General features: G+C 70.2%; 2 protein-coding genes. Both read left to right on the top strand.

What is annotated here, in order from left to right:
- Nucleotides 1-183: 183 nt before the first annotated feature.
- Entirely contained in the window at nt 184-1,023 is an 840-nt protein-coding gene (locus AQI88_RS41750) for a LysR family transcriptional regulator (protein ID WP_067011016.1), read from the top strand.
- Between the two features lie 129 nt (nt 1,024-1,152).
- Nucleotides 1,153-5,148 (top strand): type I polyketide synthase (locus AQI88_RS41745; protein WP_341849533.1); only part of this gene is annotated, 3,996 nt, incomplete at its 3' end.

Raw genomic sequence — 5,148 nt, 5'->3', positions numbered from 1 at the left:
TTAGGCACTCCTTTTCCAGCGGTGCGGCTTGCAGTAATCGACCCGGCGAGCGCGTGACCGCAACGTCCGACCGAAGAGCCTCTCCATCTCTCGATCTCAGCACGGCTTTCCGAAACGATCCAATACATTTTCGCTACCGGTGGCAAAGGATTGGGTATCGTGTCGGCTATGGACTTACGGGGGTTGCGCTACTTCGTCACCGTGGCAGAGGAAGGCAATGTCGGCCGGGCGGCCAGGCGGTTGCACATGTCGCAGCCGCCGCTCAGCCAGCGGATCCGTGTGCTGGAGGCCGAATTGGGCTGCGAACTGTTCGTCCGGGGGCCCAAGGGCATGAAACTGACCGCGGCCGGCGACGTCCTGCTGGAGGAGGCCAAGGCCCTGCTCGCGGGGGCCGAGCGGGCCAGGGAGCGGGTGGTCCAGCAGGTCACAGGCGCGCGTGTGTTGCGCGTCGGGGTGCTCGGGCCCGGTGAGGCCACTTTGTCGGCGCCCGTCGTGGCGGCCTTCGCGCGTAGCCACCCGGAGGCCGTGGTGAGCCTGCGGCAGGGCGATCTGGCCGACCCGACCATGGGTCTCGCGGCCGGCCTGATCGATGTGGCGATCACCTGGACGCCCTTCGACGAGACCGGTCTGACGGTCCGTGCGATCCAGGAGGACCGCTGCTTCGCGGCCGTCGCCGCGCGCAGCCCGCTGGCCGAGAAGGGCTCGCTGACCAGGGAAGACATCGACCACACCAGTTCGATCCGATTCCCCGGCGGGGTGGATGCGACCTGGCGGGCGCATTGGCAGCCGTCGGTGTCCGGCAGCGGCCCCGAGGTGCACTCGCTCGACGAGTGCCTGCACGCCGTGCTGTGGCAGCAGTCGATCGCGCTGGTGCCCGAATCGGCCCTGGAGCGGCACGCCGTCGAGGGAATCACCTACCGGCTGGTAGCCGATGTGCCGCGCACCCGGCTGGTTCTCGCCCGGCGGCGCGACGACCGGTCGCCGCTCGTGACGGCATACATCGAGGCATTCTCCGCGGCATAGCGAAGGCGCGTTCACCGACCTCGCCCTGCACGGCTGTGTTGTTTACTTTTACTTAGCAACACGGGTGCCTGGGACGTTGATCCCCGCGATTATCCGGTATATCGACTTCCGGATGCCGAAGACCCAGCGATGGCCATTGGTTTACTGAGCCACGGCTCGGTGCTATGGTCCGAAGCCGGCTTGGAGTCAGACTGGACCGCCGAGTCGGCAGCACCATTGATCGCGCTTCACGGGGGGAGCGTCCGAACCATGATCCGTCATGCCCGGGTTGAATTAGCACCGCAATCAGAAAACGCGGCACGAAGCACATCAGACAGTGCGGCAGAAAATGTCGAACAGTCGATCCCGGACCAGAAACCACAGCAGAAACCCGATCGGATTCACGACCAGGCCATCGCCGTCATCGGTCTTTCCTGTCGATTTCCCGGCGGGGCAGGACCTGCAGAATTCTGGGATCTTCTCAGGAACGGCCGCGACGCCGTAGCAGAGCCGCCCGCAGACCGCACCCACCTCGCCGCGATACCGGACGGGTCGCCGCGTCCCGGCGGATTTCTGCCCCACGTCGACACCTTCGACGCCGAGTTCTTCGGCATATCACCGCGCGAAGCCGCCGCGATGGACCCGCAGCAGCGGCTCATACTCGAACTGGCCTGGGAGGCGCTGGAGGACGCAGGCATCGTCCCGGCCACGCTCGCCGGCACCGCCACCGGTGTCTTCGTCGGCGCGATCGCCGACGACTACGCGGCCCTCACCCACGCGGCCGGGCCCGCCGCGACCTCCGCGCACACGGTCACCGGGTTGCACCGCGGCATCATCGCCAACCGGGTCTCCTACGTACTCGGTCTGCAGGGCCCCAGCATCGTGGTCGACACCGCACAGTCGTCGTCGCTGGTCGCGGTGCATCTGGCCTGCGAGAGCCTGCGCAGCGGCGAGTCCACCGCAGTGCTGGCCGGCGGCGTCAGCCTCAACCTCGCACCGGAGAGCACCCAGGTTCTGGCAGCCTTCGGCAGCCTCTCGCCCGACGGCCGATGTCACGCTCTCGACGCCCGGGCCAACGGCTATGTCCGGGGTGAGGGCGGCGGTGTGGTGGCGCTGAAACTCCTGAGCCGGGCCATCGCCGACGGGGACCGCATCCACTGCCTGATACGCGGCGGTGCCATCGGCAGCGACGGGGCAAGCGAAACCCTTCCTACCCCGAACGGAAAAGCCCAGGAGCGCGTCGTACGCGACGCCTGGAAGCGCGCGGGAATACCGCTGGAACAGGCGCAGTACATCGAAATCCACGGATCGGGCACCCGGGTCGGCGACCCCATAGAAGCAGCAGCTCTGGGCGCCGTTTTCGCCCCGTCCCGCACTCCGGAGAATCCGCTCAGGCTCGGTTCCGTCAAGACGAACATCGGCCACCTCGAAGGGGCCTCGGGCATAGCGGGACTCGTCAAGACCATCCTCTGCCTCAAAGAGCGGGAGCTCGTCCCGACCCTGAACTACCGGACCCCCAACCCGCGGATACCGTTCGCCGCTCTGCGACTCGCCGCCGCCACCGGCACCGGACCCTGGCCGCGCTGCGACCGGCCGCTCGCCGCGGGCGTGACATCGGTCGGGATGGGCGGCACCAACTGCCATCTGGTGCTCAGCGAGTGGCCGGGCGACGCCGCCACGACCGTCGCAAACACGCCAGAACAGGGAACAGATTCGGGTAATCAGGGCGGTTCCGTCGCTTGGGTGCTGTCCGGACGCGGCGACGCGGCGCTGCGCGCCCAGGCCGACCGCCTGCGCCAACACCTCGCCGGGCACCCGGAGTTCGGTACCGCCGAGATCGCCCGGGCTCTCGCTCACGACCGCACCACCTTCACCCACAGGGCCGTTCTGGTCGGCGCCGACCAGAACGAACTGCTGACCGCCCTGGACGCAGTCGCCGACGCCCGTATCACCCCGGCCGCGATCGAGGGCAGCAGCCACCAGGCCGTCCGCAAGGCGGTGTTCGTCTTCCCCGGTCAGGGCTCGCAGTGGGCCGGCATGGCCGCGGAACTCCTCGACAGCGCCGCCGACTTCGCCCGGGTCATCGAGGACTGCGAGCGCGCGCTGCTCCCGTATCGCGACTGGTCGCTCACCGACGTGCTACGCGGCCGCCCCGGCGCGCCCGCCCTTGAACGCGACGACGTCGTGCAGCCCGCCCTGTGGGCCGTGATGGTCGGGCTGGCCGCACTGTGGCAGGCAGCAGGAGTCGAACCGGCCGCGGTCGTCGGCCATTCGCAGGGCGAGATCGCCGCCGCCACCGTCAGCGGCGCCCTCACCCTTGACGACGCCGCCCGGCTGATCGCCGTACGCAGCGCCGCCCTCGGCACACTGGCCGGGCGCGGCGGCGGCATGCTCACCGTGTCGCAGCCCGCCGACCGGGTACGCGACGACCTCGCCGGCCGCCCCCAGCTGAGCGTGGCCGCCGTCAACTCGCCCGACATGACCGTGGTGGCCGGAGACGGGGCCGCCCTGGACGCACTGGCCGCGCACTACGGCGAGGACGTCCGCACCCGGCGCATCCCGGTCGCCTACGCCTCGCACAGCCCGCACGTCGACGCCGTACGCGACACGCTGCGGGCCGACCTCGCCGGGATCGCGCCGCGCACCGGGCGGGTGCCGCTGCACTCCACCGTGACCGCGACGGCCCTGGACGGCCTTGAGCTGGACGCCGACTACTGGTACCGCAACCTGCGTGAACCCGTGCAGTTCGAGCCGACCGTACGGGCACTGCTCGAGGCGGGGCACGAGCTGTTCATCGAGATGAGCCCGCACCCCGTGCTGACGCTGGCCGTCCAGCAGACCGCGGAGGCCGCGGACCTGCCGGTCGCCGCGCTGGGTACGCTGCGCCGTGAGGAGGGCGGTCCGCAACGGCTGCTGCTCGCGTTCGGCGAGGCCTTCTGCCACGGCGCGGCGGTGGACTGGTCCGCCGTCCTGCCCGCCGGCCCCGCCCGTGCCGAGCTGCCGACGTACGCCTTCCAGCGGCGCCGCCACTGGATCTCCGGGCAGCGCAGGGGGGTTGAGGCCCTGCCGTCGGCCGGCACCGTGCCGCCGTCGCAGTCCGCGGCGACCTCAGAGGACACCGGGGACGTACACGAGGCCGAGCCGACCCGGTCGCTGACCGGCCCTGCCGCCCTGGAGCTGGTGAGGGCGCACGCCGCCGCCGTCCTCGGCCACGACTCCGCCGCCGAGGTCGAACCACGGCGGAGGTTCAAGGAGCTGGGCTTCGACTCGGCGATGGTCGTCGAACTGCGCAACCGGCTCGTCACCGCCACCGGACGCAAACTCCCGACCACGGTGGTGTACGACCATCCCAGCCCCGCCGAGCTGGCCGCGCTGATCGCCGACCAGCAGTACGGCGCTGCGGCCCCCGCGGCCCGTCCCGATCAGGACGACCCCGTCGTGATCGTCGGCATCGGCTGCCGTTTCCCGGGCAGGGTGGACTCGCCCGAGGCGCTGTGGCAGGTCGTGGCCGAGCAGCGCGACGTGATCTCCGGCTTCCCGGCCGACCGCGGCTGGAACCTCGACGGGCTCTACCACCCCGACCCCGCACATGTCGGGACCACCTATGTGCGCAGCGGTGGATTCCTGGAGAGCGCCGCGGAGTTCGACGCCGAGTTGTTCGGGATCTCGCCGCGCGAGGCGCTGGCGATGGACCCGCAGCAGCGTACCTTCCTCGAAGTGTGCTGGGAGGCCCTCGAACGGGCCGGAATCGCCCCGGACTCCCTGCGCGGTACCCAGACCGGTGTGTTCGCCGGTGCCATGGCCCAGGAGTACGGTCCGCGGTTGGGTGAGGCGGGTGTGGGTGCTGCGGGGTTCGGGTTGACGGGGACGACGTCGAGTGTGGCGTCGGGTCGGGTGGCGTACACGTTGGGGTTGCAGGGTCCGGCGTTGACGGTGGACACGGCGTGTTCGTCGTCGCTGGTCGCGCTGCATCTGGCGGTGCGTGCGCTGCGGTCCGGGGAGTGTTCGTTGGCGCTCGCGGGTGGTGTGACGGTCATGTCGACGCCGGGCATATTCATTGAGTTCTCGCGTCAGCGGGGGCTTGCGGTTGATGGCCGGTGCAAGTCGTTCTCGGCGGATGCGGATGGCACGGTGTGGGCCGAGGGC

The organism is Streptomyces cellostaticus, from assembly GCF_001513965.1.
GTDB classification, from domain to species: Bacteria; Actinomycetota; Actinomycetes; order Streptomycetales; family Streptomycetaceae; genus Streptomyces; species Streptomyces cellostaticus.
The sequence above is the reverse complement of the archived record's forward strand: the minus strand, read 5'-3'. Positions and strand labels throughout refer to the sequence as shown.